This is a genomic window from Shinella sp. S4-D37 (genome assembly GCF_040812195.1).
GTDB lineage: Bacteria > Pseudomonadota > Alphaproteobacteria > Rhizobiales > Rhizobiaceae > Shinella.
Window position 1 is genome coordinate 1 of sequence record NZ_JBFNXL010000008.1, and the last position, 25174, is coordinate 25174.

27 protein-coding genes and 1 pseudogene are annotated in these 25174 nt (G+C 67.7%); 14 read left to right on the forward strand and 14 right to left on the reverse strand.

Annotated features, from left to right (window positions below; genetic code table 11):
- Positions 1-176: 176 nt before the first annotated feature.
- Positions 177-1070, reverse strand: coding sequence for a LysR family transcriptional regulator (locus AB3G45_RS28645; protein ID WP_367833924.1), 894 nt, complete (start codon positions 1068-1070; stop codon positions 177-179).
- Positions 1071-1253: 183 nt separating this feature from the next.
- On the opposite strand from AB3G45_RS28645, the gene AB3G45_RS28650 reads away from it, so the two are divergent.
- From AB3G45_RS28650 to AB3G45_RS28710, 13 genes are all read left to right on the forward strand, one after another.
- On the forward strand, positions 1254-2423 hold the full coding sequence (locus AB3G45_RS28650; protein WP_367833925.1) for an NAD(P)/FAD-dependent oxidoreductase: 1170 nt from the start codon (positions 1254-1256) through the stop codon (positions 2421-2423).
- The gene (locus tag AB3G45_RS28655) at positions 2420-2677 is read left to right on the forward strand and encodes a 2Fe-2S iron-sulfur cluster-binding protein (protein ID WP_367833926.1); all 258 of its coding nucleotides are present in this window, start codon (positions 2420-2422) and stop codon (positions 2675-2677) included. The genes AB3G45_RS28650 and AB3G45_RS28655 overlap by 4 nt, the downstream gene beginning before the upstream one ends.
- Positions 2670-4004 carry an FAD-dependent oxidoreductase gene (locus tag AB3G45_RS28660; RefSeq protein ID WP_367833962.1) on the forward strand — a complete coding sequence of 445 codons (1335 nt, stop codon included), beginning with the start codon at positions 2670-2672 and terminating at the stop codon, positions 4002-4004. The genes AB3G45_RS28655 and AB3G45_RS28660 overlap by 8 nt, the downstream gene beginning before the upstream one ends.
- Before the next feature lie 43 nt (positions 4005-4047).
- Positions 4048-5535 carry an ABC transporter substrate-binding protein gene (locus tag AB3G45_RS28665; protein WP_367833927.1) on the forward strand — a complete coding sequence of 496 codons (1488 nt, stop codon included), beginning with the start codon at positions 4048-4050 and terminating at the stop codon, positions 5533-5535.
- The gene (locus tag AB3G45_RS28670) at positions 5528-5704 is read left to right on the forward strand and encodes a hypothetical protein (protein WP_367833928.1); all 177 of its coding nucleotides are present in this window, start codon (positions 5528-5530) and stop codon (positions 5702-5704) included. The genes AB3G45_RS28665 and AB3G45_RS28670 overlap by 8 nt, the downstream gene beginning before the upstream one ends.
- Positions 5701-7059: an amidase gene (locus tag AB3G45_RS28675; protein ID WP_367833929.1), complete on the forward strand. Its 1359-nt coding sequence runs from the start codon at positions 5701-5703 to the stop codon at positions 7057-7059. The genes AB3G45_RS28670 and AB3G45_RS28675 overlap by 4 nt, the downstream gene beginning before the upstream one ends.
- Before the next feature lie 48 nt (positions 7060-7107).
- Positions 7108-8595, forward strand: coding sequence for an ABC transporter substrate-binding protein (locus tag AB3G45_RS28680; protein ID WP_367833930.1), 1488 nt, complete (start codon positions 7108-7110; stop codon positions 8593-8595).
- Positions 8596-8683: 88 nt separating this feature from the next.
- The gene (locus AB3G45_RS28685; protein WP_367833931.1) at positions 8684-9604 is read left to right on the forward strand and encodes an ABC transporter permease; all 921 of its coding nucleotides are present in this window, start codon (positions 8684-8686) and stop codon (positions 9602-9604) included.
- Entirely contained in the window at positions 9604-10554 is a 951-nt protein-coding gene (locus tag AB3G45_RS28690; protein WP_367833932.1) for an ABC transporter permease, read from the forward strand. Before AB3G45_RS28685 ends, AB3G45_RS28690 begins: the two co-directional genes overlap by 1 nt.
- Entirely contained in the window at positions 10551-11534 is a 984-nt protein-coding gene (locus tag AB3G45_RS28695; RefSeq protein ID WP_367833933.1) for an ABC transporter ATP-binding protein, read from the forward strand. Before AB3G45_RS28690 ends, AB3G45_RS28695 begins: the two co-directional genes overlap by 4 nt.
- Complete coding sequence (locus AB3G45_RS28700; RefSeq protein ID WP_367833934.1) at positions 11534-12517, forward strand: ABC transporter ATP-binding protein; 984 nt, start codon at positions 11534-11536, stop codon at positions 12515-12517. The genes AB3G45_RS28695 and AB3G45_RS28700 overlap by 1 nt, the downstream gene beginning before the upstream one ends.
- Positions 12514-13257, forward strand: a complete 744-nt coding sequence (locus AB3G45_RS28705) for a sulfite exporter TauE/SafE family protein (protein ID WP_367833935.1) — start codon at positions 12514-12516, stop codon at positions 13255-13257. Before AB3G45_RS28700 ends, AB3G45_RS28705 begins: the two co-directional genes overlap by 4 nt.
- Positions 13254-14012 carry an SDR family NAD(P)-dependent oxidoreductase gene (locus AB3G45_RS28710; protein WP_367833936.1) on the forward strand — a complete coding sequence of 253 codons (759 nt, stop codon included), beginning with the start codon at positions 13254-13256 and terminating at the stop codon, positions 14010-14012. The genes AB3G45_RS28705 and AB3G45_RS28710 overlap by 4 nt, the downstream gene beginning before the upstream one ends.
- A 24-nt stretch (positions 14013-14036) precedes the next feature.
- Here the strand turns inward: AB3G45_RS28710 and AB3G45_RS28715 are convergent, their stop codons facing one another.
- The 4 genes and pseudogenes from AB3G45_RS28715 to AB3G45_RS28730 all read right to left on the reverse strand — a co-directional run bounded on the left by AB3G45_RS28715 (position 14037) and on the right by AB3G45_RS28730 (position 14994).
- Positions 14037-14174 carry a hypothetical protein gene (locus tag AB3G45_RS28715; RefSeq protein WP_367833937.1) on the reverse strand — a complete coding sequence of 46 codons (138 nt, stop codon included), beginning with the start codon at positions 14172-14174 and terminating at the stop codon, positions 14037-14039.
- Between the two features lie 8 nt (positions 14175-14182).
- Positions 14183-14389: pseudogene (glnQ, locus tag AB3G45_RS28720) on the reverse strand (glutamine ABC transporter ATP-binding protein GlnQ); the annotation flags it as partial.
- Positions 14374-14508 carry a hypothetical protein gene (locus AB3G45_RS28725; RefSeq protein ID WP_367833963.1) on the reverse strand — a complete coding sequence of 45 codons (135 nt, stop codon included), beginning with the start codon at positions 14506-14508 and terminating at the stop codon, positions 14374-14376. The pseudogene glnQ and the gene AB3G45_RS28725, both read right to left, overlap by 16 nt.
- 123 nt (positions 14509-14631) lie before the next feature.
- Positions 14632-14994: an ABC transporter permease subunit gene (locus AB3G45_RS28730; RefSeq protein WP_367833938.1), complete on the reverse strand. Its 363-nt coding sequence runs from the start codon at positions 14992-14994 to the stop codon at positions 14632-14634.
- Positions 14995-15161: 167 nt separating this feature from the next.
- Here AB3G45_RS28730 and AB3G45_RS28735 point away from each other — a divergent pair, with 167 nt between their 5' ends.
- Entirely contained in the window at positions 15162-16274 is a 1113-nt protein-coding gene (locus tag AB3G45_RS28735; protein ID WP_367833939.1) for an aminotransferase class I/II-fold pyridoxal phosphate-dependent enzyme, read from the forward strand.
- A gap of 34 nt (positions 16275-16308) precedes the next feature.
- Here the strand turns inward: AB3G45_RS28735 and AB3G45_RS28740 are convergent, their stop codons facing one another.
- From AB3G45_RS28740 to AB3G45_RS28780, 9 genes are all read right to left on the reverse strand, one after another.
- On the reverse strand, positions 16309-17124 hold the full coding sequence (locus tag AB3G45_RS28740) for a response regulator transcription factor (protein ID WP_367833940.1): 816 nt from the start codon (positions 17122-17124) through the stop codon (positions 16309-16311).
- A gap of 63 nt (positions 17125-17187) precedes the next feature.
- Positions 17188-18423, reverse strand: a complete 1236-nt coding sequence (locus AB3G45_RS28745; RefSeq protein WP_367833941.1) for a cysteine desulfurase-like protein — start codon at positions 18421-18423, stop codon at positions 17188-17190.
- A gap of 152 nt (positions 18424-18575) precedes the next feature.
- Positions 18576-19466, reverse strand: coding sequence for a DMT family transporter (locus tag AB3G45_RS28750; RefSeq protein ID WP_367833942.1), 891 nt, complete (start codon positions 19464-19466; stop codon positions 18576-18578).
- 117 nt (positions 19467-19583) lie between these two features.
- Positions 19584-20528: a FecR domain-containing protein gene (locus tag AB3G45_RS28755; protein ID WP_367833943.1), complete on the reverse strand. Its 945-nt coding sequence runs from the start codon at positions 20526-20528 to the stop codon at positions 19584-19586.
- 58 nt (positions 20529-20586) lie between these two features.
- On the reverse strand, positions 20587-21135 hold the full coding sequence (locus tag AB3G45_RS28760) for an RNA polymerase sigma factor (protein ID WP_367833944.1): 549 nt from the start codon (positions 21133-21135) through the stop codon (positions 20587-20589).
- A gap of 292 nt (positions 21136-21427) precedes the next feature.
- A complete protein-coding gene (locus AB3G45_RS28765) occupies positions 21428-22216 on the reverse strand; it encodes an ABC transporter ATP-binding protein (protein WP_367833945.1) in 789 nt (262 codons plus the stop codon).
- Positions 22209-23195, reverse strand: coding sequence for a FecCD family ABC transporter permease (locus AB3G45_RS28770; RefSeq protein ID WP_367833946.1), 987 nt, complete (start codon positions 23193-23195; stop codon positions 22209-22211). Before AB3G45_RS28770 ends, AB3G45_RS28765 begins: the two co-directional genes overlap by 8 nt.
- Positions 23192-24217, reverse strand: coding sequence for a FecCD family ABC transporter permease (locus AB3G45_RS28775; RefSeq protein WP_367833947.1), 1026 nt, complete (start codon positions 24215-24217; stop codon positions 23192-23194). The genes AB3G45_RS28770 and AB3G45_RS28775 overlap by 4 nt, the downstream gene beginning before the upstream one ends.
- Complete coding sequence (locus AB3G45_RS28780; RefSeq protein ID WP_367833964.1) at positions 24214-25146, reverse strand: iron-siderophore ABC transporter substrate-binding protein; 933 nt, start codon at positions 25144-25146, stop codon at positions 24214-24216. Before AB3G45_RS28780 ends, AB3G45_RS28775 begins: the two co-directional genes overlap by 4 nt.
- Positions 25147-25174 lie beyond the last annotated feature (28 nt).

Below are 25174 nucleotides of genomic sequence, written 5' to 3' on the forward strand. Positions count from 1 at the left end.
TCGGCCGCGAACACGGCGAGTTTGGTCTTGCCGATTTTCTGGAGATCAAGGCGACAGGGGGATATAGCGTCGTCTAGATCTGTCCCGGGCAGGTGTTCTCAAGCCCGGGTGAACGATGGGGCAGCTTGCAATTGCTTCAGGATTGACCGGCATTCCTTGACGGCTTGCGCGGGTCCTCATGCCAACGAGGTTCCGAACAACTCGCTGCGGCAGTGATCGAGGAAGTCGCGCACGAGTTCGCTGTCTTTCAGGAAGCGTGCCGAGCCGAAATAGACCGATACCGGCGTCAGCTCCGGCAGGGCGACTGCGTCCATCGCGTCATTGCCGGGTTCGACCGACCAGGACGGCAGGATCGAAAAGCCGAGCCCCTCGGCGATGCAGCGCTTGATGCTGACGCTGGAGGAAACCGAGATCAGCGGATCGACGGTCGCGCCGGTGCGGCTGAGGAAATCGATCGCGATATCGCGTACCGTCTGCCCGGGTTCGTGGGAGACGAAGGGCCGGCCGCGCGCCCATTCGGGCACGGCGCTCGACGTCGGCGGCGGCCCCCAGGCCCGTGGAAAGACCAGCGACAACCCGTAGCGCCCGAGCAATTGCTGCATGACGATAGGGTCGCCGAAATGCCGCTCGGCGATGAAGATGTCGAGGCTGCCCTGCCGCACGAGATCGGCCAGCGCCGTGTCGCGCTCGTAGACGACCAGCTCCACCTCCGGCCTGGTCTCGTGAAACGTGCGCAAGACGCGCGGGAACAGGTCGTGGAAGATGCCCTGCGGCATGCCGATGCGCAGTATGGGCCGCTGGCGTTCCACCAGCCGCGTCAGCCGGCTCAGCATCATGTCGAATTCGGGCCGGATCAGCTCGTACAGCGCAAGGCCCCGCGGCGTCAGCACGACGCGCCGCGCGCCGCGCTCGGCCACGACCAGGCGCTCGCCCAGAAGGTGTTCGAGGCGGCGGATGTGGTTTGCCACGGAGGGATGGCTGAGATTGAGTTCGCGCGCGGCGGCGGAATAGGAGCCGGTACGGCCGAGCTGGTAGAATGTCTGGACGAGGGGAAGACTGATCGCGGGCAAGAAGACATGTCCGTCGGTGGGAGGGGTCGGTGCGGGAAGGATAGGCTTTCGCCACGCCGCCACAAGGCATGCGACGCGTCAAGTTGTAAATTTTTTTAGAACTTCTCCGCCAGTTCTTTTATCGACGCCCTTTCCGGCCCCGCGCTACGATCCATCCGGTCATCGCGGGATTTACGGAAAAGCGTGCGCAAGGAACTCTCGTCTCCTCCGGTCGTGATTGTGGGCGCCGGCATCGTCGGCGCGGCCACCGCTGCCTTCCTGTCGCTGTCGGGCGTGCCGGTGCGCCTGCTCGAAGCGGCGGTTCCCGCCGCCGAGGCGACGGGCGCGGCGGACGGCGCGGTCTCGGTCGCCAGCAAGCGGCCGGGGCCGATGATGACCATTGCGCGCGCCGGTGCGGCGCTCTACCGCACGCTTGCCGACGAGGGCCTGTTCGCCGGCCTCTTCCATTCCCGCCCCACCTTCCTCATCGCCATGAACGACACGGAGGCCGAGGTCCTCTCCGCCCATGCCGGTTCGCTGACGGAGGCGGGCGCCGCCGTGCGCTGGCTCGCGCGCGCCGATATCGGCCGCAGGTTGCCGCGCATCTCCACCGCGGCCGTCGCCGCGCTCGAGGTCGAGGATGAAGGCCATGCCGTCGGCTACGACATCGTCGCCCGGCTGATCGCGGCGGCGGGGCTGACGGTCGAGCGCAACACGCCGGTGAGCGGGCTGGAGTTCGACCGGGCGGACGGCCGGGTCAGCGGCGTGCGCACCGGCGAACGGGTGATCCCGGCCTCGGCGGTGGTGGTCGCGGCAGGCGGCGGCGCTGGCCGGCTCGTCGGCCTGCCCGACGTCTCGCGTCCCCGGCGCGGCCAGCAGCTCGTGACCGAGCGTGCCCCGGGCCTCAACGGCGCGCTGCCGGGTTCGCTCCTTTCTTGCAGCTATCTCCTCAGCAAGAAGGCTGAGCATGCGGGCGATCCGCGCGGCTACGGCGTGGTGATCGATCCGCTGCGCACCGGCCAGTTCCTGATCGGCTCCACCCGCGAAGAGGGCGCGACGGGCCGGGAGAACGACATCGAGGCGGTCGCCCGCCTGGCCGCCTCGGCGCGCGAGATGGTGCCGGAGCTTGCGCGCCTGCGCGTCATCCGCTGCTTTGCCGGCATCCGCACTGCCATGTGCGACGGCCTGCCGATGATCGGCCGCATGCCCACGGCCGACAATCTCTTCGTGGCGGCCGGCTTCGAGGGTGACGGCATCTGTCTCGGCCCGCTCACCGGCCGGGTCGTGGCGAACCTGGTGCAGGGCCGCGAGCCCGGTATCGACCTTTCCGCCTTCGACCCGGCGCGCTTTTCCGGCGAGAGGATCGCAGCATGACGGCGGGCGGGGCATTCTTCTGGCGCGGCAGGCCCGTGCCCTTCCGGCGCGGCGAGAGCATCGCGGCGGCGCTGGCCGGCATCGGCGTGCATGCCTTCGGCAGCGATCCCTCGGGCGCCGCCACCCGCTATTTTTGCGGCATCGGCGCCTGCCAGTGCTGTCTCGTGCGGGTCGACGGCCTGGCGAAGGAAGCCTGTCTCGAGCCCGCCGAGGAGAATATCCGTGTCGCGGCCCTGGAGGACGGCGATGCATGAGCCGGACCTTCTCGTCGTCGGCGGCGGTCCCGCCGGCATTTCGGCGGCCCTCGCTGCCGCCGCGGCAGGCCTTTCCGTCCTCCTGTGCGAGCAGCGCAGCGCGCTTGGCGGCGCCATTCATCGCCAGCCGGCGGAGGGCGTGCCGCCCGTTCCCGCCGCTCCCTCGCTGGCCGGCCGCTGGGCGGACCTTGCGGCGAGGCTTGCCGCAAGCCGGGTGCGTGTCCTGACCCGGCATGCCTTTCTCGGCATCGACAGCACGGATGCCGTCCTTGTCGACGACCGGGCAGCGGGCAGGGTGCAAGTGTTTCGTCCGCGCGCCGTCGTGCTTGCCGGCGGTGCCGTCGAGCGCGTCCGCCCGCGGCCCGGCTGGCATCTGCCGGGCGTCGCCACGGCCGGCGGGCTCCAGGTCATGCTCAAGGAAGGCCGCGCGCCGGAGGGCCGCGTGCTGCTGGCGGGCAGCGGGCCGCTGCTGCTGGCGCTGGCGGCGCAGATGACCGAGGCAGGCTGTCCGCCCGTTGCCGTCGTGGAGGCCGGTAATCCCCTCGCGCGTCCTGTCGCCGCCCTCGGCCTTCTCGCCCGGCCCCACCTTCTCGCCGATACCGCATCGCTGATAATGCCGGTGCTGCGCCGCCGCTTTGCTTGGCGGCGAGGGACGGAGCTGACCGCGATCCTGCCCTCCGGCGCGGCGCTGGTCGCCTGCCTGCGCTGCGCCGACGGCCGCGAGGAGCGGCTGGTGGTCGACCGCATCGCCCTGCATGACGGCCTGCGGCCCAACGATTTCGCCCTGCCCGCCATGGGCCGTGACGGTGGCGGTCTCCTCATCGAGCGCGCCGGCGACGTGCGCGAGATTCTCGGCGCGCATGCGGCTGAGGCGGATGGAACCGGCGTCGGCCGTCGGATCGCCGCTCGGCTCACCGGCCGCCCTGTGCCGGGTGAACCGCCCGCCGTGGCCCGGGCGCGACGGTTCCAGGCGTCCCTTGCCCGCCTCTTTGCCCCCGCCGCCGGCGGCATCGCGCTTGCCGACCTGCCGGCGGAGACCGTGCTCTGTCGCTGCGAGAACCGCACGGTCGGCGACCTGAAGGGCCTCCTGTCCGGCCCGGATGCCCTTTCGCCCCGTGAATTGCGCCTCAACGGCCGCTTCGGCATGGGCGCCTGCCAGGGGCGTTTCTGCATGGACCATGCGCTCGCCGTCGTGGAGGCGCTTCGCCCGGCCGCGCAGCCGCCGGATGCATCGGCGGTGGGCGGGCGCCGCTGGCCGCTGCGCCCGGTCTGCCTTTCCGCCCTTGCGGATGCCGTTCCGGGCAATGCCCAGACGCCGCCGTCCTGAAAGATCTCGTTCAACGCATGCACACGATAAAAGGGGAATGCACATGAACAGAACGATGCGAACGCTTTCGTCAGGCCTTGCCTTCCTGCTGGCCTCCGTCGTCGCCGTGCCGCTGGCGCTGGCGCAGTCCGTCACCATCGCCATCGGCTCGGAGCCCTCCACCCTCGATGCCCAGCTGCGGGACGACGGCGGGGAGCGCCAGGTCAACGACAATATCTACGAGGCGCTGATGGCGCGCACGACGGCCGGCGAGCTGGTGCCGGGCCTCGCGGAGGCCGCACCCGCGCGGATCGACGAGAAAACCTGGGAATTCAAGCTGCGCCCCGGCATCACGTTCCACAATGGCGAGTCCTTCAATGCCGATGCCGTCGTCGCCTCCGTGCTGCGCGTCATCGATCCCGCCAACAAGTCCGAGCAGATGGCCTATCTCGGCCCGCTCGCCGGCGCCGAGAAGGTGGACGACCTGACAGTGCGCATCGTGACCTCGGCGCCGGATCCGATCCTGCCAGCGCGCATGTACTGGCTGAAGATGGTGCCGGCCGCCTATTCGAAGGATCCGGCGATCGGCGAGAAGCCGGTCGGCACCGGCCCCTACAAATTCGTCGGCTGGGACCGCGGCACCAGCATCGCCCTTTCCGCCAATGCCGACTATTGGGGCGGCGCGCCCGAGATCGACGACGTGATGTTCCGTTTCGTCACGGAATCCGGCACGCGGCTCTCCGGCCTGATGGCCGGCGAATTCGACGTGATCGTCAATCTCCTGCCGGAATTCGCCGACAGCGTTCCGCAGGCCAAGACCGTCAGCGGCCTCGACACGTCCGTCATTATCCTCGGCATCGACAATCCGGCGGTGAAGGACGTGCGGGTGCGCCGGGCGCTCAACATGGCTATCGACCGCCAGACGCTGGCCGACAGCCTCTTTGCCGGCCATGCGGGCGTGACGAAGGGGCAGCTGATCCTGCCCGGCGCCTTCGGCTACAACGAGGACCTCACGGGCTGGCCCTATGATCCGGCCGGCGCCAAGGCGCTGATCGAGGAGGCGGGCGCCACGGGCACGGTCATCAACCTCGTCGGTGAATCCGGCCGCTGGCTGAAGGACCGCGAGATGATCGAGGCGATCGCCGCCTACTGGACGGAGATCGGCATCAAGGTGAACGTCGAGATCCTCGAATTCTCGGTCTATCTCGACCGCATCTTCGACATGGGCAAGCGGCCCGACAGCTATTTCGTGCTCAATTCCAACGAGCTGTTCGATGCCGACCGGGAAATGGCCTTCGCCTACGAGCCCGGCCAGGGCGGCGCGGCCAACAGCGACAAGGCGCTGGGCGAGGCGATCGTCGCGGCCCGCTCGCAGGTCGATGTCGAGAAGCGCAAGGCGGCCTACAAGGAGATCACCCGCAAGATCAACGAGGAGGCCTATGACGTGCCGCTGCTCAACCACCGCGACATATACGGCCTGTCGGCGCGCATGGACTGGCAGCCGCGCGTCGATGCCAAGCTGATCGTCAAGGAAATGAAGGTCAATGAATGAAACGGGGGCCAAGCCTGCCCTGAAGGCGATCGCGCCGGTCGAGCTGCCCGCCCGGGCATCCGGAAAGGAGGTCGCGGACTTCGTTCGCGGCCTTGCCATCCTGGATGACGTGGTGCTGCGCGCCCGGCGTCTTGCCGTCGAAACGGGCGTTGCGGAGGAGGAGCGATGAGCGGGCTGGAGACGCTTCCCATCCGCCGGCTCGCCGCGCTGGTCGCCGATCGTGCGCTCTCCGCCGCCGCGGTCACCGAGCATTTCCTTGCCCGCATGGCCGCTCTCGACGGGGCGCTGGCGGGCTTCAACCTGCCGACGCCAGAGGCGGCGCGGACGGCGGCCGCCGCCCTCGACGCGCGCCTTGCGGCGGGCGAAGTCGCAGGCCCGCTCGCCGGTGTCCCGCTGTCGGTCAAGGATGTCGCCGATGTCGCGGGGCTCGTCTCGGCCGGTGCATCGGCCTCGCGTGCCGGGCGCCGGGCGCAGCAGGATGCGCCGGCCGTGGCGCGGCTGCGCGCGGCCGATGGCATCCTGCTCGGCAAGGCCAATTGCCACGAGCTTGCCTTCGGCGGCCCGTCCTTCGATCTTCCCTTTCCGCCTGCCCGCAACCCCTGGAACCCCCGGTGCTTTCCCGGCGGCTCGTCCAGCGGGGCGGGGGTGACGGTCGCGGCGGGGCTCTGCCTCGGCTCGCTCGCCACAGATACGGCCGGCTCCATCCGCCTGCCGGCGACGCTGTGCGGTGTGGTGGGCCTCAAGCCGGGCAGGGGCGTGGTGCCGCTCGACGGCATCGCCGCGCTCGCCCCCTCCATGGACCATGCCGGCCCCGTCGCCCGCACGGCCGACGATGCGCGCATCCTCTTCGATGTGATGGCCGGCCGCGCGCCGTCCCCCGCCTTCGCCGGCAGCCTCAGGGGCCGGCGCATCGGCATTCCGCCCGACGACTGGGGCGTGCGCGCGCTCATCCATGCCGACGTGCAGGCCGGCGTGGAGGCCGCCCTTGCGACGGCCCGCTTGGAGGGTGCCGAGATCGTCACGCTCGACCTGCCGCCGCTCGATGCCTTCCATGCGCCCGGAACGATCATCATGATGGCGGAGGTGGCGCGCGAACACGGCGCGGCGGTACGTGCCGGGTGGGACCGGTTCGGAGCGATCTTCCGGGTCCGCGCCCTGGTCGGCGACGGCATTTCGCACGACGACTACCGTATGGCGGAGCGCCTGCGCACCGTCCTGACCGCCCGCCTCGTCGCGGCGCTGGCAGAGGTGGATGCGCTTCTCGTGCCCGGCGCGCTTTCGCCGGCCGGCCCGCTGGCGGATGTCGATCCCTTCTATTTCATGAAGGACCCGATCCCGAACATCGTGGCGAACTACACGGGCCTGCCGGCCCTTGCCTTTCCCGCCGGCATCGCCGCGAACGGCATGCCGGTCGGCGTCCAGATCCTGGGGGCTCCCGGGACGGAGCACCGGCTGCTCGATATCGCGGAAAGCTTCGAGCGCGCCGATCCCGACCGGTTTGCCGCGCAGCCGCCGCCGGGTTAAGCCTGATACGAACCATTCGACCTGCTGCATAAAAAGGGGAACAGAACAATGAACCGAACCACGAAGCGCCTGACCGCGGGGCTTTTCGCCCTCTTCGCCTCCACCGTCCTGCCGGCTGCGGGCTGGGCGCAGTCCATCGCCATCGCCATCGGCTCCGAACCCTCGACGCTCGACCCGCAACTGCGCGACGACGGCGGCGAGCGGCAGGTCAACGACAATATCTACGAGACGCTGATGGCCCGCACGCCGACCGGGGAGCTTGCGCCCGGCCTTGCCGCCGAAGCGCCAAGTCAGGTGGATGCGACGGCCTGGCAGTTCAAGCTGCGCGGGAACGTGGCGTTCCACAACGGCGAGCCCTTCAATGCGGATGCCGTGGTCGCCTCGGTGGCGCGCGTCATCGACCCTGCCAACAAGTCCGAGCAGATGGCCTATTTCGGCACGATCGACCGGGCCGAGAAGGTCGACGACCTGACCGTCAACATCATCACCAAGGGGCCGGACCCGATCCTGCCCTCGCGCATGTACTGGATGAAGATGATCCCGCCGGGCTATGCCAAGGACGGCGATCTCGCCGGTGCGCCGGTCGGCACAGGCCCCTACAAGTTCGACAGCTGGAACCGCGGCACGGATCTGAAGCTCGTCGCCAATGCCGACTACTGGGGCGGCGAACCGCAGATCGACGACGTCACCTATCGCTTCGTGACCGAGCCGGGCACCCGCCTGTCCGGCCTGATGGCCGGCGAGTTCGACGTCATCACCAACCTCCTGCCGGAATTCACAGAGCAGGTGCCGAAATTCGCGGCCGTGCCGGGGCTCGAGACCTCGGTCTTCGTGCTGGGGACCGACAACGAGGTGACGAAGGACCCGAAGGTGCGCGAGGCGCTCAATCTCGCCATCGACCGCCAGGCGATGGTCGAGAGCCTGTTCATGGGCTATGCGACGGTCGCCAAGGGCGCGCATATCAACCCGGCCGCCTTCGGCTTCAACGAGAAGCTCGACAACTATGCCTATGACATCGAGAAGGCCCGCGCGCTGATCAAGGAAGCGGGGGCGGAAGGCAAGCCGCTGGTCGTCATCGGCGAATCCGGCCGCTGGCTGAAGGACCGCGAGCAGATCGAGGCGGTGGCCGCCTACTGGGCGCAGACGGGCCTCAACGTGACGACCGACATCCAGGAATTCTCCCGCTATCTCGACAGCCTGATGGGCACCGGGCCGCGGCCGGATGCGATCTTCATCGCCAATTCGAACGAGCTTCTCGACGCCGACCGTGAAATGTCCTTCATCTACCACAAGGACGGCGCCGCCGCCTCCAACTCGGATGCGGAGATGGCCGGCAAGATCGACGCGGCGCGCGTGGAGACCGACGTCGCCAAGCGCAAGGCACTCTACGAAGAGGTGCAACAGAAGGGCCACGACCTGAATTACACCGTGCCCCTCTTCAACCTTCAGGATATTTACGGCATGTCTGAACGCATGGACTGGAAGCCGCGCGTCGATGCCAAGCTGATGGTCAGCGAGATGAAGGTGGTGGAATGATGGTTCGGCCGGGCCCGGGCCGCATGGCCCCGGTCCGGCCGCCCGGGGCGGCTCCGGCGCTTGCGGCAAGCCAGAGAGAAGGACGGTAATGCTCGAATTCATCCTGCGCCGGCTGTTCCAGGGCTTCCTCGTCGTCTTCGGCGTGACGGCGACGGTCTTCGTCGTCACGCGGCTGGCGGGCGATCCGGTCGCGCTCATGCTGCCGCTCAGCGCGACGGATGCCCAGCGCGCGGCCTTCGCCCGCGAGATCGGCCTCGACCAGCCGATCCTCACGCAGTTCCTCCGCTTCGTCGGCGACATCGCGACGCTGGATTTCGGCGACAGCCTCTGGCAGCGCCGCCCGGCGATCGCGGTGGTGTTCGAGCGCCTGCCGAACACGCTGATGCTGATCGGCGCCGGCCTCGGCGGGGCGGTGCTCCTGTCCGTTCCGCTCGGCGCGATCGCGGCGCTGCGGCCGGGCGGCCTCGTCGACCGGCTGACCATGTCGGTCGGGCTGCTCGGTCTCGCCATGCCGCAGTTCTGGCTCGGCCTCGTCGCCATCATGGTCTTCGCCGTCACGCTGCGCTGGCTGCCGACCTCGGGCATGGGCAGCGCCGCCCATCTGGTGCTGCCGGCCTTCACGCTGATGCTCACCCCGCTCGCCCGCTTCACCATGATGGTGCGGGCTGCGATGATCGACGAACTGAACAAGCCCTATGTGAAGACGGCGCGCGCCAAGGGGCTGGGCCTCGCCCGCATCCTGCGCGTCCATACGCTGCGCAACATCCTCGTGCCGTTCCTGTCCATTTCGGGCTGGGAGCTGATCTCGACCCTGTCGGGCTATACGGTGGTGGTGGAGGCGGTCTTTGCCTGGCCGGGGCTGGGGCTCACGGCCGTGCAGGCCATCCAGCGCGGCGATCTCTTCCTGATGCAGGCGATCGTCTTCGTCATCGCCTTCCTGATCGTGCTGATCGGCATCGTGCTCGACATCCTGTCGAAGGCGGTCGATCCGAGAATAGAACTGAACTGATGACCGCTCCCGCGTCCAGCGCCCCCCAGTCCTTCGCCGTCCCACGCGGCACGCTTTCGGAACTGTGGCACGACAAGGCGGCGGCGATCGGCCTCGTCTTCATCGTGCTCATCGTCTTCGCGGCCCTCTTCGCGCCGCTGATCGCGCCCTACGAGCCGGCCGCGCAATCGCTGACCGCGCGCCTCAAGCCGCCGGTCTGGATGGCCAAGGGCAGCTGGGAACACATCCTCGGCACGGACAATCTCGGCCGTGACGTGTTCTCGCGCATTCTCTGGGGCGCCCGCGCGACGCTTCTCATCGGCGCCGTCACCTGTCTCCTGGCAGGCACCATCGGCACGGTCGTCGGTCTCTTTGCCGGTTTCCTCGGCGGGCGCACGGACTCGGTGCTGATGCGGCTCGTCGACATCCAGGTGAGCTTTCCCGGCATCCTCCTCATCCTGCTCGTCGTGGCCGTGCTGGGGCCGGGCGTCTGGACGCTGATCGCGGTCCTGTCGGTCACGAACTGGATGGTCTATGCGCGGCTGGTGCGCGGCATCGTCTCCTCGACGCGCCAGACCCCCTATGTGGAGGCCGCCGAGGTGATCGGCTGTCGGCCGGGTCGGGTGATCTTCCGGCATATCCTGCCCAATCTCGTCTCGCCGCTCCTGACGCTCGCCATCCTCGAATTCACCAATATCGTGCTGGCGGAGGCGGCGGTGTCCTTCCTCGGCTTCGGCGTGCAGCCGCCGGCCACCTCCTGGGGCCTCGATGTCGCCTCGGGGCGCGACTATCTCTTCGTCGCCTGGTGGCTCGTCACCTTTCCGGGCCTTGCCATCGTCGCGACGGTGCTGTCGATCAACCTCTTCGCCAACTGGCTGCGCGTGACCACCGATCCGGAGGAGCGCGAGAAGCGTTTTGCGCGGGCCGAGGCCGCTCGCCGGCGACGCGGACGGAAGGGAGCCGGCGCATGAGCGGGCCTCTTCTCGAAATCGATGACCTTCATGTGGATTTCGACACGCGCGCCGGCACGGTCAAGGCGCTGCGCGGCGTCTCGCTCTGCGTCGCGCCCGGCGAGACGCTCGGCATCGTCGGGGAATCCGGCTCCGGCAAGAGCGTGACCGCGCAGGCCGTGATGGGCCTTATCGACGTGCCGGGCCGCATTGCCGGCGGCGAGGTGCGCTGGCGCGGCGAAAGCCTCGTCGGCCAGCGCGTGGCAAAGGGCGCGCGCGATATCTGGGGCAAGGACATCACCATGGTGTTCCAGAACCCGATGACCTCGCTCAACCCGCTGATGACGATCGGCGACCAGATCGCCGAGATGGTGGAGATCCATCTCGGCCTTTCCCGCAAGGCCGCACTGGCGCGGGCGGCCGAGCTGCTCGCCGCCGTCGGCATCGCCGGGGCCGCGCGCCGGCTCGGCCAGTATCCGCACGAATTTTCCGGCGGCATGCGCCAGCGCGTGATGATCGCGATGGGGATCGCCTGCGAACCCCGGCTGCTGATCGCCGACGAGCCGACGACGGCGCTCGACGTGACGATCCAGGCGCAGATCCTCGAACTGCTCGCGGAGCTTCAGGAGAAGATGGGGCTCGCCATCGTGCTGATCACCCACGATCTCGGCATCGTGGCCGGCCTGTGCCACCGGGTGGCGGTTATGTATGCCGGCCAAATCGTCGAGACGGGGCCGGTGGACGATATTTTCGAGACCCCGTCCCATCCCTATACGCAGGGCCTTATCCGCTCGACGCCGGGCCTGGAGGCGGTCGAGGAAAGGCTCGTCTCCATCGAGGGCATGCCGCCCGGCCTTTTGCATCCGCCGTCCGGCTGCGCCTTCCTGCCGCGCTGTCCGATCGGCGACGAGGGGTGCCGCGCGCCGCAGGGTCTGCGGCCCTTCGGGGCGGGAACGGTCGCCTGCCGCAAGGCCGGCGAACAGGCCTGGGGGGACGCGTGATGACGGCTCGCCCCATCCTTTCCGTATCCGGCCTTTCCATCGACTACGAACTCTCGGCCGGGAGCCTCTTGCGCAACCGCCTCGTCGTCAACGCCGTCGACAAGGTCAGCTTCGACATCGCGCCGGGCGAGACGCTGGGCCTCGTCGGCGAATCCGGTTCGGGCAAGACGACCGTCGGCCGGGCGGTCCTGCGCCGCATTCCGGCCGCCGGCGGCAGCATCGTCTTCGACGGCACGGATATTACCCACCTTGCGGGCGAGGCGCTGCGGCGGTTGCGTGCGCGCATGCAGATCGTGTTGCAGGATCCCTATACCTCGCTCAATCCGCGCATGAAGGTGGCCGACATCGTCGCCGAACCGCTCATCGTGCACGGGCTCGCCGCCTCGGCCGGGCAGGCGCGCGCCGTCGTCGCCGATCTCCTGGAGCGCGTCGGCCTGCCGCGCGATGCGGCGGAGCGCTATCCGCACTCCTTTTCCGGCGGGCAGCGCCAGCGTATCGGCATCGCCCGGGCCCTGGCGCTGAAACCTGCGCTGATCGTCGCCGACGAGCCGGTCTCCGCCCTCGACGTGTCGGTGCGCGCGCAGGTCGTCAACCTGATGCAGGACCTGCAGCGCGACCTCGGCCTTTCCTATCTCTTCATCGCCCATGATCTTGCCGTCGTCCGGCACATCTCGCACCGGGTGGCGATCATGTATGCCGGCCGCATCGTCGAGATGGCGAAGCGCGAGGCGATCTACGAGCGGCCGATCCACCCCTATACGCAGGCCCTGCTCTCCGCCGTCCCGGTCGCCAACCCAAAACTCCAGCGCGAGCGGCGGCGCATTGTCCATCCGGGGGAATCGGTCGACATGGTCCACCCGCCGTCCGGCTGCCGTTTCCATCCGCGCTGCCCGCTGGCGACCGACCGCTGCCGGCAGGAGGAGCCGCCGCTGGCCCTCAAGGCCGGGGACCATCTTGCCGCGTGCTGGAACAGTGCCCCATGACCGATCTTCTCTTCAGCCTGCCCGGCCTTGCCGCGGTCATCGTCCTCATCGTCGCCGGCGCCGTACAGGGCTCCACCGGCTTCGGCTTCAACATGCTCGCCGCGCCGCTGCTCGCCGTCATCGAGCCCGCCTTCGTGCCCGGCGCCATGCTGACCATGGCGATGGTGGTGAGCGCGGGCGGCATGCTGCGCGAGTGGAACGAGGTCAATCGCAGCGACCTCACCTTCGCGCTCACCGGGCGGCTCCTTGCCGCTGGGGCGGCGGCCTTCTGCCTCGGCCTGCTCACGCCCGCCGCCTTCTCGGCGGTGTTCGGCTTTGCCGTGCTCTTCGCCGTCGGCCTCAGCCTCGTCGGCATGCGCATCGAGACGACGCGCGCCACGCTCTTCATCGCCGGCGCGATTTCCGGCTTCATGGGCACGCTGACCTCGATCGGCGCGCCGCCCATGGCCATGGTCTACCAGAATGCCGGCGGGGCGCGCATGCGTGCGACGCTCAACGCATTCTTCGTCGCCGGCAGCATCATCTCCATCGTGGCGCTGGTCGCCACGGGGTCCTATGGCCTTGCCGACCTCGCGCTTGCCGCCACCATGCTGCCCTTCGCCTTTGCCGGCTTCCTGCTGTCGGGCTGGGGGCGGCGGCTGGTCGACCGCGGACAGGTCAAGACGGTGGTGCTCGTCGTCTCCACGGCCTCGGCCCTCGTCCTGCTCGCCCGCGCCTTGCCACAGGGATTGTTCTCATGACGCTTTCGCCCTCCATCCTCATCACCGGTGCCGGCAGCGGCATCGGCGCGGCCATCGCCCGGGCCGTCGCGACACCGGGAGCACGGATGCTGCTGCATACGGGCCGCAACGCGCAGGGCCTGGAGGCGATCGCCGCCGAGGCGCGGGGCAAGGGCGCCGTCGTCGCGACCGAGCTTGGCGACCTTGCCGAGAAGGAGACGGCGCGCCGGCTCGTCGCCAGGGCGCGGGCGGAATTCGGCCGGCTCGACCAGATCGTCTCCAATGCGGGCCGCGCCCAGCGCGTCGCCTTCGGCGACCTGACGGAGGCGGATATCGAGAGCGCCTTTGCGGCGATGCCGCTCGCCTTCTTCCGGCTGGTCGACGCGGCGCTTGCCGACCTCAAGGCCTCGCCGGTGGGTCGGGTCGTCGCCATGAGCTCCTTCGTCGCCCATGGCTTCGGCACGAATGGCATGCATTTTCCCGCCTCCGGCGCGGCCAAGGCGGCGCTGGAGGCGCTGGCGAAATCGCTGGCGGTGCAACTGGCGCCCGATGGCGTGACCGTCAATTGCGTCGCGCCCGGCTTCACGCGCAAGGACGGCGGCGGCCACGCCGCGACATCCTCGTCCGCGATGGAAAGCGCCCGCGCCGTGACGCCGAACGGCCGCCTCGGCGAACCGGTGGACGTGGCAGCCGTCGTCGCCTTCCTGCTTTCCCCTGCCGCCGGCCACATGACGGGCCAGACCCTGCATGTCGACGGCGGCCTGCTCCTGCCCTGAGGCGTGTCGCGGTCCGATCGTCCGCTACCGCCCTTGATCAGCCTCCTTCGAGCAGACGAAGGGCGCTTGCGTGAAGCGCCGCATCGCCGGCCGCGACGACGCAGCCTTTCCAGTCGCGATCGAGCGGGCGAAGGCGAGGAAGGTTTCGGTCCTGTCGGTCATGGCTCTTCTCAATGCGCGAGGATCTGTCCGAGGAAGGTTCGAGCACGCTCGGATTTGGGGGCTGCGAAGAATTCGGCGGGGGTGGAGACCTCGACGATCTCGCCGCGGTCCATGAAGACGATGCGGTCGGCGACGGAGCGGGCGAAGCCCATCTCGTGTGTCACACAGACCATCGTCATGCCCTCACGGGCAAGGTCGGTCATGACGTCGAGCACCAGTAGGGCTCGCGCAGGATCGGCCAGAGGACGCTCTGGCGGATGAAGCCGAATTGCGGCAGGCCGTGATAGATGACGAAGAGCTGCACGAGCAGCGGCGTGCCGCGGAAGAAGTAGATATAGGCCTTGGCGGGCCAAGAGAGCCAGGCTGAACAGGGTGGAGACCGCGAGCAGGTTGAGGGTCAGGCCGAGGCTCTGCAGGATCTTCGGCAGGCTGGAGGCGATCAGCGAGAAATCGAAGCTCATCGGGCACCTCTGAGATGGCGGTTCGCGCGCTGCTCCAGCCAGCCGACGGCCAGGGTGATCACCGTGGTCATCGCCAGGTAGATCAGGGCGATGGTCATGTAGAGCAGGAGGGGACGGTGGATGAGCGAATTGGCCATCTTGGCGACGAAGAGGATTTCCTCAAGGCCGATGATCGAGACGAGCGCGGTATCCTTCATGATGGACAGCATGTGGTTGCCGAAGTTCGGCAGCGCGAGCCGCCACATCTGCGGCAGGCGCACATAGCGGAAGATCTGGTGGCGCTTGAGGCTGAGGGCTCGCGCCGCCTCGACCTGTCCGCGGTCGACGCCGAGACAGGCGCCGCGGAAGGTCTCCGTCATATAGGCGGCTTGCGACGGTCCTCACTCCGCCGAGGGGGGAACGATGCGCCGCAAGGAAGGGGGAGGAAATCCACCCAGGAGATGATGGTCGCCATCACCCTCGGGGTGGATGGAATGTGACGGGCGGTTGATCTAGCCCTTTGTCATGCAGGCCAGAGGAGAGCCCCATGAAATATATCCGGATGCCCATCGAGCTGGAATCGCCCGAGCAGCTCGGCTACGCCACGATCCGCTACAATCTCTCGGAAAGCTCGGTTGCCGACCGTCGCCTCGGCGAACTGAACCTCAGGCTGGACGATATCCTGCTGTGCTACGGCGACCATCGCGGCGCACCGGACCTGCGCAGCCTGATCGCCGGCACCGGGGAAGGCCTTGCGGCCGACGACGTGCTCGTCACCGCGGGTGCGGCGGGTGCGCTCTTCATCGTCGCGACCTCGATGCTGCAGGTCGACGACCACATCGTCGTGGTGCGGCCGAACTATGCGACGAACCTCGAAACGCCGCGCACCATCGGCGCGCAGATGAGCATCGTCGACCTGACCTTTGAAATCGGCTACCGCCTCGATCTCGAGGCGATCGAGGCGACGATCCGGCCGGAGACGAAGTATGTCTCCGTTACCTATCCGCACAATCCGACGGGCGTGATGATCTCCGAGGACGAGATGAAGGCGCTGGTGGCGCTGGTCGAGCGCAAGGGCACGCGCCTGCTCTTCGACGAGACCTATCGCGAAATGACCGCGGGCGCGATGCTGCCGGTCGCCGCCGGCCTGTCGGATCGGGTGATCAGCGTCTCCTCGCTCTCCAAGACCTACGGGATCCCCGGTATCCGTATCGGCTGGCTGATCACCCGCGATGCCGAGCTGATGGAAACGTTCCTGGCCGCCCGCGAGCAGATCGGCATTTCCGGCAGCACGGTGGACGAATACATCGCCTATGTCGCGCTCAGCCAGCGTGACCAGTGGCTCGCCTTCAACAATGCCCGTATCGCCAGCGGTTTCGCCATCGTCAAGGACTGGATCGCCTCCGAACCGCTCGTCGAATGGATCGAGCCGTCGGGCGGCTGCGTCTGTTTCCCGCGCATCGTGCCTTCGGCGAATGTCGATCTCGCCGGTTTCCATGAAAGCCTCTACAGCCGCCACCAGGCCTATGTCGGCCGCGGCCGCTGGTTCGAACAGGACGACCGGCATTTCCGCATCGGCTATGCCTGGCCGACCGAGGACGAACTGAGCAAGGGCCTCGCCGCCGTCTCCGCCGCCATCCGCGAGAATCTCAAGGGCTGAACGATATCGGGGCGACCTGTTCGCCCCCTTCGCCTCACGGATTGAGGCTGCGCAGGAAGGTGGAAAACAATTCCTGCTGCGTGGAGAGATTGAGCTTGGCATAGAGCTTCTGCCTGTGCGTCTTCACCGTCGCGATCGAAATACCGAGGTGATAGCCGATCGATTCGCTGGAATGCCCCTTGAGGATCAGCAGGGCCACCTCCCGCTCCCGCGGGCTGAGGAGGCCCCGGCCGAAATCGCTGAAGAGGTGATCGATCGGGCGGGCCTGCGGAGTGTTGTCGCTGCGCAGGAGATGCGTCCAGAGCCGCCGGAAGATCGCCGCGATCATCGGATGCGCCTCGCGCAGCCGCGCGATGGACGCCGCGTCGAACCCGCCTTCGCTGCGGATGCGCGACAGGCTGATCTCGGCCATTTCCCCGTTCGGCAGCTCGATGGCGATCAGCAACTCCTCCATACCCTCGGGCCAGCCATGGGTGCGATAGCCCAGTTCCTCGTCTTCATGGCGGCGGATGTCGAGGCCGCGGTGGAGATCGGAGCCGAGATATTCGTCGGGCGCCAGGTCGCGCATGAGGTAGATGCCCGCCGGCAGGCCGGCGAGATAGGCATTGTAGAAGGGATTGAGCAGATAGGTGCCGGCGATGAAGAGCTGTACCGCCCGCTTGGCCTTGGGGCCGGAGAACGTGTCGAAAACGTAGGTCGGCCCGCCATTCTTGCGATGCACCACCGACAGCGCCAGATGGAAGCGCGCCACCGAACCGATGGCCGCCAGCAGCGCCGAAACGCTGTCCGGCTGGTCGAAACGATCGAGTGCGTGTGCGAAGGGGTCTATCCAGCGGGCGGTGTCTGTCATGGGTTCATCTGCAAGATTCCTGAAGGAAAACGGCGGCGTGCAACCCCTCCTCGATAGCCCGCCTCACGCAATGAGCTTGTCGATCGCCGCCAGCGTGCGCTCGATTTCGTCGGCGGAATTGTAATGGGCTATCCCGATCCGGACCACCCCTTCCTCTTCGGAAAGGCCGAGATGGCGGGCCGGCTCCAGCGCATAATTGTGGCCGGACCAGACATTGATGTCCTCGGCCGCCAGCGCGTCGGCGAAGCGGTGGGTCGAGATGGTCTCATGCGTGAACGAGATCGTCGGTACGCGGTGGGCGAAGAGGTTGGGATTGGCGATGCCGACCAGCCGGACGCCGGGCAGCGCGGTCAGGCCGCCGATCAGCCGCCGGGTCAGGCCGGCTTCATAGGCGTCGAAGGCCTGGTAGGCGCCGGCCATCCTTTCCCGCCGCGTCCCGGCGCTCCCCGTCGCCTCACCCGTTGCGGCAAGGTAGTCGATGGTCGCGGTGAGGCCGGCCAGAAGCTCCGTCTGCGGCGTGCCGGTGCAGAAGCGGTCCGGGATGTCGTCGCTTTGGCAGCGCACGCGGTGCGGCGGCAGCGCCCGCAGCAGGTCCTGACGCCCCCAGAGCACGCCGAGATGCGGCCCGAAGAATTTGTAGGACGAGCAGACGAGGAAATCGCAGCCGATCGCCCGCACATCCGGCAAGCGGTGCGGGGCAAGCTGCACGGCATCGATCCAGACGAGCGCGCCGGCCGCCTTGGCAAGCGCCGTCAGTGCGGCGACGTCATTGATGCTGCCGGTCATGTTCGAGGCGTAGTTGAGCGCCAGGAATTTCGTGCGCGGCGTCAGGAGGGCCGCGAGGCTTTCCGGTTCGATGCGCCAGGTTTCCGTGTCGAAGGGCAGCCATTTCACCACGAGGCCGTGCTCTTCGGCCATGGCAAGCCAGGGCGAGACATTGCCTTCATGATCCATGCGCGTGACGATGATCTCGTCGCCCGCCGAAAAGGTCTTGCCGATAACCCGCCCCATCTGGAAGGCCAGCGTCGTCATGTTCGGGCCGATGATCATTTCCTGCCAGGAGGCGGCGTTGACGAATTCGGCCGCGGCCTCATGCGCCAAGCGCCAGGTGGCATCCGCCCGCTGCGAAGCCGCAAAGCGCCCGCCGAGATTGGACGAAGCCGTCGCCATGGCATCTGCCACCGCCGCGACGACCGTCCCTGGAACCAGCGTTCCTGCCGGATTGTCGAGATAGGCGGTGCGGGAATTCTCCAAGGCAGGGAAGGAGGCGCGGATCAGGTCGATCGGATAGGCAGTCATGGGCGGCACCCTTTGCTGAAGGCTGTTGTCGGCCCTTTGTGTCGCTTTCCGCCCCTGCTCGCTATCCTCCCAGGAGATGATAGGCGATTTGCAGCTGTCCCAGGAGGGTTGCGCCTCCGGCGTGTTCCCGGTTTCCGCCCCGGGGACCGGCTTCACGGGATGGGATCTTGTCGCGGGGCGCGCCTTGCCAGCTGGTGTTCCCGCCAGATCGTGAAGAGGCCGGCGCCCACCACGATGAGCGCGCCGGCGATCATGTTGAGCGTGACGATCTCGCCGAAAAGCCAGACGGCGAGGATGACGTTGAGCACGAGCTGGAAATAGGTGACCGGCTGAACCTCCGCGGCCGGCAGCAGTCCATAGGCGCGGATCAGGAAATAATGGCTGAGGGTGCCGCAGACGCAGAGGGCCGCGAGTGCATACCAGTCGGAGGGCTTGACTTCGGTCCAGTGGAACGGGCCGATCAGCGAGATCGCCACGGCGCCGGCGATGCCGGCATAGAAAAGGCTGGTCACGGCCGAATCCTCACGGCTGACCGCGCGCGTCGCTATGCTGTAGAGCGCGAAGAGCAGCGACGCGCCGAGGGGCAGAAGCAGCGACAGGTCGAAATGGACGTCGACGGGGTTGATGATCACCAGCACGCCGAGGAGGCCGACCAGTACCGCGGTCCCGCGCCGCCAGCCGACGGCCTCTCCGAGCAGGGGGATGGACAGGACCGTGATGATCAGCGGCGTCGCCTGAAAAATCGACTGGCTCATGGCAAGGCCGGCATGCACGTAGGAAAAGACGATGAGGACGATTTCCGCGACGAGCAGAAGCCCCCTGGCGATCTGCAGCCCGGGGCGGCGTGTGCGGACCGCCTGGCGGATGCCGCCCTGCGACGAGGCGGCGAAGGCGCAGACGAAAAGCGCAAACGCCCAGAACCGGATCATGGTTATGAACAGCGCCGGATAGCGATCGCCAAGGTATTTGGTGATCGCATCCTGGCCGGCAAAAATGCAGACGGCCAGGAAGGCGAAGAGATAACCGCGGGTCTTGGGGCTCATGGCGTCTACAGATCTAGAATCGTTGAGCCCGCTGATAGCACAGGCTTGCCCGGGCGCGATGGACAAACCGACGATCTTCACGGCGATTGGACATTCGGCGGACGCCCGCGATAGCGCCTAGTTGCGAATGACGATCAGGGGGCCGAGGCGGGTCGCTTGCAGGCCGAGGGCCTTCGTGACGAAGGCAAGCGCCTCGTCGGTGTCGGCGACCTTGATCGTGCCGCTGACGCGGCGGTCGGCCAGCGCCGAACCGGCGACGACGATCCGGCCGCGGAAATGCCGGTTCATCTCCTCGACGACGTAGGAAAGCGGCGCATTGTCCACGGCGATCTGCCCCCGCTTCCAGGCGAGGGCCACGAGCCCATCGATCGGCGCGATGACCGTCTCCTTCCGGACATGATCATAGGTCGCCTGTTCGCCCTGGTTCACCCGGATCGAGCCGGTCCTGTCCCCGTCGAGTTCGACCTGGACGGCATTTTCCGTGACGGTCACCTCGGTGTCGTCCTCGCCATAGCGGACATCGAAGGCGGTGCCGAGCGCCGTCACGTTCGCTGTCCCCGCCACGACCGTGAAGGGGCGCTCCGGCGCATGAGCGACCTGGAAGAAGGCCTGGCCGCGGAGAAGGCGGATGGTGCGGCGCGTGTCGGTAAAGTCCACCGCGACGGCGGAGGAGGCATTGAGCTGCACCTTGGAGCCGTCGTCCAGCGTGAGAACGGGCATCTCGCCCGTCCCGGCGATCATGTCCGCCTCCAGCCGCATCGGTCCGTCGAAGGCGAAAAAGGCGCCGGTCACGAGAGCGGCGACGGCCAGTGACGTGGCGATCGGCTTCACCGTCCGCTGCGGCTTCACCTTGATGTTGGCGAGGGCCGGGTCGGACTGGATCGCCTGGCGGGCGTCCCCCATCAGGCGTTCGGCGGCACTGTAGGTGCGACAGTTTTCCGGGTCGTCATCGAGCCAGCGCTTGAAGCGAGCCTTGTCCGCCGGCGACTGGTTCGGGTCGCCGTTGCGCAACAGCCAGTCGGCGGCTTCGCGGTTGCGCCTTTTCTGAGCGTTGGTCGGCATCGGCGTCTCCAAGCGTGTCCTCTCCCTCTAGACGTTTGAGGTCGTCGATTTGGGACCCTTACTGGACTTGCAGGAGGCAGTCGAGGCAATGGGCGAAGGCGCGGCGCAGGTGCCGGTCCACCATGTTTCTGGAAATGTTGAGCTTCACGCAGATCTGGTCGGGCGTCAGGTGATGCAGCCGATGCAGGATGAAGACGACGCGGCGGCGCTCCGGCAGTTCGGCGATCGCCGCGCGCAGAATCGCGACCCGCGCCTCGACGTCCAGCGCGAAGTCCGGAGCGGGGCCGGCACTCGCCACCGAAAGCGCTTCGCGTTCCGAGCCGGAAAAGAGGCGCGCTTCCTTCGCCTCCCGGCGCTGCCGGTCGAGGCCGAGATTGATCGCGGCGCGGCAGAGGAAGGCCTTTATCGAGCGCTTGTTCTGCAGCACGTCGGGCTTGGCGGCGAGCTTCACATAGAGATCGTGCACCACGTCGCGGGCCGTGGAGCGGGGATGGCCGCGGCGGCGAACGGCGTTGGTGATGTCGACATAGTGGGCTTCCATGGCCCGGTTCAGCAGGTCGTTGCTGTCAACACTGTCCCAGACGAGGGGCGAGGAGGAGTTCGACATCGGCACAGTTTCCAAACCACCGGTCAGGTTCAGGACGGGGAAGACCGAACCTTGCTGGGCAAATGGCTAACCAATCTGGAAAATCCTTGCAAGTGCAATAGGATAGAACAATTCTGAGCGCGTGGAACGCGGTCGGGATAAATCAGGACTGTAATACTCATCTTTATGTCTGATTTCGTTACCCGATTTGGCTTTCGACGTTTTGGCCGCGGGTGGCACGGGCTTCGGCGGGATGTTCGAATGGGGTGGCGGTGTGATATTTGGGTAACGGCTGGCCGGCCCCTTCGCCTGGTCACAGCGGGATGCAGAGCGGAGTTCCGGCAACCGGGTCGCGGATCACCACCGTCTTCACCTTGAACACATCGGCGATCGTTTCGGCCGAGATCACGGCATCGGGATTTCCGGCCGCGATGACCTTCCCGTCCTTCAACACAACGACATGTTCGGCATAGCGCGCCGCCTGGTTGATGTCGTGCAGCACGGCGACGACGGTCTTTCCGTGCCTGGCGACGAGCAGCGTGATGAGGTTCATCAGCTCGATCTGATGTTCGAGATCGAGATAGGTCGTGGGCTCGTCGAGCAGGAGCACCTCGCCCTGTTGCGCCAGCGTCATGGCGATCCAGGCGCGCTGGCGCTGGCCGCCGGAGAGGCTGTCGATCGCCCGGTCCGCGAAATCCGTCGTGCCGGTCAGCATGAGCGCCTCTTCGCAGGCCGTCTGATCGTCCGGCGACCAGCGGCTGAAAAGTGAGCGGTGCGGATAGCGCCCCTGCCGGACCAGGTCCCCGACCGTCAGTCCCTCCGGCGCGACCGGGCCCTGCAGGAGGACGCCCACCTTCCGGGCGACGTCTCGCGTCGAGAGAGCCGTGATGTCACGGCCGTCGAGAAGGATGCAGCCGCCGCAGGGCTTCATCAGGGCTGCGAAGGTGCGCAGGATCGTGGACTTGCCGCTGCCGTTGGGGCCGATCAGCGCCGTGAAGCGGCGTTCCGGGATCGCAAGGTCGAGATCCGCGACGATGCGGCGCTGGCCATAGGCGATATCGACGCCCTTTCCGGCGATCTTTGCAGAGGGTTGCTTATCCATGGCCACGGCTGCGTCCCCAGAGGAGGTAGGCGAAGAAGGGCGCTCCGACGAGGCCGGTGACGATGCCGGCCGGAAGCTGCGCCGGCGGGAGGATGACGCGGCCGACGAGGTCGGCGGAGACGACGAGGCAGGCCCCGACGAGGGCGGCGACCGGGAGGATCCGGACATGGGAGGCCCCGACCAGCCGGCGCGCGATATGCGGCGCCACGAGGCCGACGAAGCCGATGAGGCCGGAGACGGCGACGGCGGCGCCGGACAGCACCGTGACGAGCACGATCATGAGCCCGCGCACGCGATCGACCGGCTGGCCGAGGCTCTTTGCGGAACTGTCGCCGAAGCGGATGAGATCGAGCTCGCGCGCGGCAAGAAAGGCCAGCGTCAACGGCACGATGAGCCAGAGGGCGAGCAACCGGACCCTGACCATGCTGGCATCGTAGACGCTTCCGGCAAGCCAGACCATCGCGCGCTGTACATCGCCGATATCGCCGAAGGCGGAGAGAAAGGTCGTGCCGGCGGTTGCGAGCGAGGAGAGGCCGATACCGACGAGAATGATGCGCAGGGACGAGGTGCCGCTGCGCCAGGCAAATGCATAGACCGCAAGCGCCATGGCCGCCGCGCCGAAAAACCCGGCCGCCTGCAGGAGCGCGACGGGCGGATCCTGCACGAGGACGATGACGGCCATGGCCGCGGCGGCCGCGCCGCTGTTGATGCCGAGCACACCCGGCTCGGCCAACGGATTGCGCATGATCGCGAGCGTGATCGCGCCGGCGGTCGCAAGGGCCGCCCCGACGAGGAGTGCGAGAAGCACGCGCGGCAGACGCAGATCGAGGACGATCATGACGCTTTGCGGATCGGGGTCACCCGTCCCGGTGGTGGCGGAATAGAGTTGTCGAAAGGTCAGCGGAACGTCGCCGAAGGCGAGGCTTGCCGCCATCAGGAGAGTGAGCAGAAGGGTGAGTGCGACGAGAAGCCGGATCATGCCTCGCCCCTCAGCCGCGTTCGGGCGAGATAGAGAAAGAACGGGGCACCGACGAGCGCGATCGTCACGCCCACCGGAAAGCTCTGGCTTGCGAAGACGAGCCGCCCGGCCGTGTCGGCGACGACCACCAGCAGCGCGCCGCCGAGCGCCGAGAAGGGAATGATCCAACGATAATCGACGCCGATGCATAGTCGCACGATGTGCGGCACGACGAGGCCGACGAAGCCGATCGGCCCGGCGAGCGCCACGGCGCCGCCCGCAAGCAGGATGACGATGGCGACCGCCGCGCCGCGCCACATGGCCGGGTTCTGTCCGAGTGCACGCGCACGATCCGTCCCGAGGCTGAGCGTCGTGAGCTGCCGGCCGAGGAGGAGGGCCGCGACGAGGCCCGTGAGGATATAGGGCGCGACGGTTGCCACCTGCGCCATGGTTCGCCCCGTCACCGAGCCGGCGGTCCAGAAGCGGACTGCATCGAGCGTGCTCTGGTCGAAGACCAGGATGGCGGTCGTCAGGGAGGTGAGGAAGGTCGCGACGATGGCGCCCGCCAGCACCAGCCCGAGCGGGGAATGTCCGACCGCCCCGAGCGAGCCCAGGGCATAGACGACGATCGCCGCAAGGCCGGCCCCGAGGAAGGCGAACCAGACATAGACGTCGCCGATGCCGGCGCCGAAAAGGGTCATCACGCAGACGACCGTGAAGGCCGCGCCGGCATTGATGCCGAGCAGGCCGGGGGAGGCGAGCGGATTGTTCGTCACGGCCTGCATGATGGCGCCCGAGACGGCAAGCGCGCTGCCGGCGAGGAGCGCGGCGAGGACGCGGGGCAGGCGGATGGCGGTTACGAGGAGATGGTCACGCGAACCGTCGAACCGGAAGATCGCAGCCGTGATGGTGGAAAACGGCATCGCCACCGTGCCGAGCGCGACGGCGCTCATCGCCACAAGCACGAGCAGGCCGAGAAGGACGGCGAGGGCGAGCGCCCGGCCGCTGCCGGTCGCAGCAAGGCGGGCCTTTCGGCCTGTCATCGATCCCCCAGGATATAGCGCTCGACATCGTCGAGAATCCGGTTCGCCGATCCGATGCCGTGAAAACTCTGCCAGGGGCCGCGATCGACGCGGTGCGCGCGGCCGGCCTGCACGGCGGGCAGCAATTGCCAGAGCGGGTTTTCGGTCACCTGTTTCTCCAGCGCGTCGTCGGGGCCGCTCTCGAAGCCGCTGGCCGAAACGTAGAGAAGCACGTCGCCGTCAAGATTGGCGAGTTCTTCCCAGTCCGGCCGCTTGACGATCGTGCCGTCGGCGACGGTCTCGTAGGCGGTGCGCTTTACGCCCGCCTCATGCAGCACCGCGAAGGGAGCGTAGGCGTCGGGCCCGTCGACGAAGACGACGAAACGATCCGGCGCGAAACGGACGGCCGAGACGGTCAGGTCCTCGTCCTCCATCCGTTCGCGGATCGCGGCCACGCGGGTATTGTAGGCCTGGAGCGCGGCGCTCGCGGCGTCTTGCCTGCCGGTCACCTCGGCGAGGCGCGCGAGATATTTCTTCCAGTCCATATGCTTGAAGAAAACCGTCGGTGCGATCTTCGCCGCCTGTTCGTAGATCGCCGAATGGGCTTCCGCCGAACCGATGATGAGATCCGGCTCCAGCGCCGCGACGCGCTCGAGGCTCGGTTCCCTGGGATTGCCGAGATCGACCATTTTCCTGGCTTTCACCACGTCGAGGACCTCGGCCTCGGTGATCGCCATATAGGGGGTGGCGACAACGGGCGCGTCGAGCTCGATCAGGAGCCCGAGCGTGATCAGCGGGTCGAGCGTCACGATCCGCTTCGCCTCCGCCGGAATGCAGAAGGGCGGATTGTAGACCCCCTCGGTGATGGCCTTCCCCTCGCAGGCGGCATGTGAAGACACGGCGGGAAGGAGGAAGGCGAGAAGGGCGAGACAGAAACGCAAGGCGGGCACCATTTCGATGCTTGGGAAGAAAAGACTG

Coding starts and splice junctions, on each gene's coding strand:
- AB3G45_RS28655 (WP_367833926.1), top strand. CDS start 2,420: ATGACGGCGGGCGGGGCATTCTTCTGGCGCGGCAGGCCCGTGCCCTTC.
- AB3G45_RS28660 (WP_367833962.1), top strand. CDS start 2,670: ATGCATGAGCCGGACCTTCTCGTCGTCGGCGGCGGTCCCGCCGGCATT.
- AB3G45_RS28665 (WP_367833927.1), top strand. CDS start 4,048: ATGAACAGAACGATGCGAACGCTTTCGTCAGGCCTTGCCTTCCTGCTG.
- AB3G45_RS28670 (WP_367833928.1), top strand. CDS start 5,528: ATGAATGAAACGGGGGCCAAGCCTGCCCTGAAGGCGATCGCGCCGGTC.
- AB3G45_RS28675 (WP_367833929.1), top strand. CDS start 5,701: ATGAGCGGGCTGGAGACGCTTCCCATCCGCCGGCTCGCCGCGCTGGTC.
- AB3G45_RS28680 (WP_367833930.1), top strand. CDS start 7,108: ATGAACCGAACCACGAAGCGCCTGACCGCGGGGCTTTTCGCCCTCTTC.
- AB3G45_RS28685 (WP_367833931.1), top strand. CDS start 8,684: ATGCTCGAATTCATCCTGCGCCGGCTGTTCCAGGGCTTCCTCGTCGTC.
- AB3G45_RS28690 (WP_367833932.1), top strand. CDS start 9,604: ATGACCGCTCCCGCGTCCAGCGCCCCCCAGTCCTTCGCCGTCCCACGC.
- AB3G45_RS28695 (WP_367833933.1), top strand. CDS start 10,551: ATGAGCGGGCCTCTTCTCGAAATCGATGACCTTCATGTGGATTTCGAC.
- AB3G45_RS28700 (WP_367833934.1), top strand. CDS start 11,534: ATGACGGCTCGCCCCATCCTTTCCGTATCCGGCCTTTCCATCGACTAC.
- AB3G45_RS28705 (WP_367833935.1), top strand. CDS start 12,514: ATGACCGATCTTCTCTTCAGCCTGCCCGGCCTTGCCGCGGTCATCGTC.
- AB3G45_RS28710 (WP_367833936.1), top strand. CDS start 13,254: ATGACGCTTTCGCCCTCCATCCTCATCACCGGTGCCGGCAGCGGCATC.
- AB3G45_RS28715 (WP_367833937.1), bottom strand. CDS start 14,174: ATGACCGACAGGACCGAAACCTTCCTCGCCTTCGCCCGCTCGATCGCG.
- AB3G45_RS28730 (WP_367833938.1), bottom strand. CDS start 14,994: ATGACGGAGACCTTCCGCGGCGCCTGTCTCGGCGTCGACCGCGGACAG.
- AB3G45_RS28735 (WP_367833939.1), top strand. CDS start 15,162: ATGAAATATATCCGGATGCCCATCGAGCTGGAATCGCCCGAGCAGCTC.
- AB3G45_RS28740 (WP_367833940.1), bottom strand. CDS start 17,124: ATGACAGACACCGCCCGCTGGATAGACCCCTTCGCACACGCACTCGAT.
- AB3G45_RS28745 (WP_367833941.1), bottom strand. CDS start 18,423: ATGACTGCCTATCCGATCGACCTGATCCGCGCCTCCTTCCCTGCCTTG.
- AB3G45_RS28750 (WP_367833942.1), bottom strand. CDS start 19,466: ATGAGCCCCAAGACCCGCGGTTATCTCTTCGCCTTCCTGGCCGTCTGC.
- AB3G45_RS28755 (WP_367833943.1), bottom strand. CDS start 20,528: ATGCCGACCAACGCTCAGAAAAGGCGCAACCGCGAAGCCGCCGACTGG.
- AB3G45_RS28760 (WP_367833944.1), bottom strand. CDS start 21,135: ATGTCGAACTCCTCCTCGCCCCTCGTCTGGGACAGTGTTGACAGCAAC.
- AB3G45_RS28765 (WP_367833945.1), bottom strand. CDS start 22,216: ATGGATAAGCAACCCTCTGCAAAGATCGCCGGAAAGGGCGTCGATATC.
- AB3G45_RS28770 (WP_367833946.1), bottom strand. CDS start 23,195: ATGATCCGGCTTCTCGTCGCACTCACCCTTCTGCTCACTCTCCTGATG.
- AB3G45_RS28775 (WP_367833947.1), bottom strand. CDS start 24,217: ATGACAGGCCGAAAGGCCCGCCTTGCTGCGACCGGCAGCGGCCGGGCG.